The sequence below is a fragment of the Arhodomonas sp. KWT genome, assembly GCF_010993615.1.
Genome location: NZ_WNXE01000229.1, coordinates 1,275 through 3,354, shown reverse-complemented (window position 1 = coordinate 3,354; position 2,080 = coordinate 1,275). Strand labels below are relative to the sequence as shown.

The 2,080-nt window shown below is 71.1% G+C and carries 2 protein-coding genes; both read right to left on the bottom strand.

What is annotated here, in order from left to right; all coding sequences use genetic code 11:
• Nucleotides 1-1,193 (bottom strand): betaine-aldehyde dehydrogenase (gene betB, locus G7A99_RS17080; protein ID WP_163142374.1); only part of this gene is annotated, 1,193 nt, incomplete at its 3' end.
• Nucleotides 1,177-1,788 carry a transcriptional regulator BetI gene (betI, locus tag G7A99_RS17075; RefSeq protein WP_018718832.1) on the bottom strand — a complete coding sequence of 204 codons (612 nt, stop codon included), beginning with the start codon at nt 1,786-1,788 and terminating at the stop codon, nt 1,177-1,179. The genes betB and betI, both read right to left, overlap by 17 nt.
• Nucleotides 1,789-2,080 lie beyond the last annotated feature (292 nt).

The window sequence follows — 2,080 nt, the reverse complement described above, 5'->3', positions numbered from 1 at the left end:
TCGTCGCGGAAGGCGAGCACCGACATCACCGGCCCGAAGATCTCCTCGCGCACGATGGTCATGTCGTCACTGCAGCCGCCGAACACCGTGGGCTCGACGTAGTAGCCGCCCTCGCAGCCGGGCACCGTGGCCCGGCCGCCACCGGCGAGCAGCTCTGCGCCCTCGGCGCGGCCGCGCTCGATGTAGCCGAGCACGTGCTCCATGTGGCCGGCGCTGATCATCGCGCCCACGTCGGTCTCCGGGTCCATCGGGTCGCCGATGCGCAGCCGCCGGGTGCGCTCGAGCAGCCGCGAGAGGAAGTCGTCCATCACCGACTCGTGCACGAACACCCGGGTGCCGTTGGTGCAGATCTCGCCCTGGGTGTAGAAGTTGCCGAGCAGGGCGCCGGAGACGGCGTTGTCCAGGTCGGCGTCGTCGAAGACGATGAGCGGGGATTTGCCCCCGAGCTCCATGGTCACCGCCTTGAGCCCGGCGGCGGCGTCGCGCATCACGGCCTTGCCGGTGCCCGCCTCGCCGGTGAGCGAGACCTTGGCGACTCCCGGATGGGCGACCAGGGCCCGGCCGGTGTCCGCCTCGCCCTGGATGACGTTGAACACGCCGTCCGGCAGGCCCGCCTCGGTGAACAGCTGGGCGACCCGGAAGGCGGACAGCGGGGTCAGCTCCGCCGGCTTGAAGACCATGGCGTTGCCCGCCGCGAGTGCCGGCGCGGCCTTCCAGCAGGCGATCTGGAGCGGGTAGTTCCAGGCGCCGATGCCGGCGCATACGCCCAGCGGCTCGGGGCGGGCGTAGTAGAAGCCACCGTCGACGGCCTGGTAGTCGCCGGTGAGCGAGGCCGCCTGGCCGGCGAAGTACTCCAGGCAGTCGGCGCCGGAGTCCACGTCCGCTTCCGGGGTCTCGGCGATGGGCTTGCCGCCGTCCAGGCTTTCCAGTCGTGCGAGCTCGTCGCGGTGCTCGCGCAGCAGCATCGACGCGCGCTGGAGCACGCGGCCGCGCTCGGTGCCGGTCATTGCGGCCCACTGCCGCTGGCCGGCGCGGGCGCTCGCGACCGCGCGCTCCACGTCCGCGCCGCCGGCGATGCCGACGTGGTTGAGCACCGCACCGGTGGCCGGGTTGATGTTGTCGAACTGTTCGGCGCTGGTGGCGTCGACGGCCGCGCCGTCGATCCACAGTTTTGCCTCAGGCTGTTGCGTCATGGCTGTGCTCCCGTGTGCGTGCGGCCAGTTGCGTCATGAGGTAGTCCCGGGCCAGGTCTCGTGCCTCCGCGAAGTTCACGCCGCCGGTGGTGAGGGTGGCGCGAAGCCAGAGCCCGTCGATCATCACCGGCAGCCCGGTGGCGATGTGCACGGCGTCCGGATAGGCCACCAGCCGGCGGAGGTCGTGGAGCAGGTTGCTCCGCAGCCGGGCGGCGACCACCCGCTGGACCCGTGCCAGCTCCGGGCGGTGGTTGACCTGGGACCAGAACGACAGCCAGCCACTGACCACCTGCGGGCGCGCCTGGCTGTCGGCGAAGTTCGTGTCGATGAGTGCCAGCGCCCGCTCCAGCGGCGTGGCCGCGCCGGCGAGGCGGGCGCGGTACTCGCGCCCGAGCAGCCGGGCGAGGTAACGGAAGGTGGCCTCCAGCAGCCCGGTCTTGTCGCCGAAGTAGTGGGCGACGAGGCCGGTCGAGGTGCCGGCGCGCCGGGCCACCCGGGCGAGGGTGGTCGCCTGCAGGCCCGACTCGTGGATCACCGCGAGGGTGGCCTCGATGTACTGCTGCTGCCGGATCGGCTCCATGCCGCGCTTGGGCATCGCGGCGTCCTCCCGTCTCGTCGTCGATGGCCGGGGAGCTTACTTGATATTGATTGAACGTTCAATTAACGTCTGCCGCGGCTACCGGCTCCGGGGGCGCGGCCCGGCGTACGCGATCCGGGGCTGGATGCCATAATCGACGAGTCACCAAACCCCAAGGGGGAAGTAATGATGAAACGCGGTATTCTCACGATGGCCCTGGCGGCCGTCGCGACGCTCGGCCTCTCCACCGCCCAGGCGGCGGAACCGCAGTCCTGCCGCAGTGTCGGCATGGCGAACGTGAACTGGACTG